The organism is Streptomyces varsoviensis, assembly GCF_000718635.1.
GTDB classification, from domain to species: Bacteria; Actinomycetota; Actinomycetes; order Streptomycetales; family Streptomycetaceae; genus Streptomyces; species Streptomyces varsoviensis.
Map to the genome: position 1 here is coordinate 1 of NZ_JOBF01000093.1, position 265 is coordinate 265.

The 265-nt window shown below is 69.4% G+C and carries 1 pseudogene; it reads right to left on the minus strand.

Features of this window, described 5'->3' with window-relative positions:
- A pseudogene (locus IF55_RS35740) lies at positions 1-265 on the minus strand (flavodoxin-dependent (E)-4-hydroxy-3-methylbut-2-enyl-diphosphate synthase); the annotation flags it as partial.

Sequence of the window (265 nt, forward strand, 5' to 3'; positions counted from 1 at the left end):
GCCGGAGGCCACCCCGAGATCCGCCTCACGCGCCTCACCCGGACCATTGACCACACAGCCCATCACCGCGACCCGCAACGGCACCTCCATGCCCTCCAGCCCCGCGGTGACCTCCTCCGCCAGCTTGTACACATCCACCTGCGCCCGCCCGCACGACGGACACGAGACGATCTCCAGCCCCCGCTCCCGCAGCCCCAACGACTCCAGGATCTGATTACCGACCTTGATCTCCTCCACCGGCGGCGCCGAGAGCGACACCCGGATC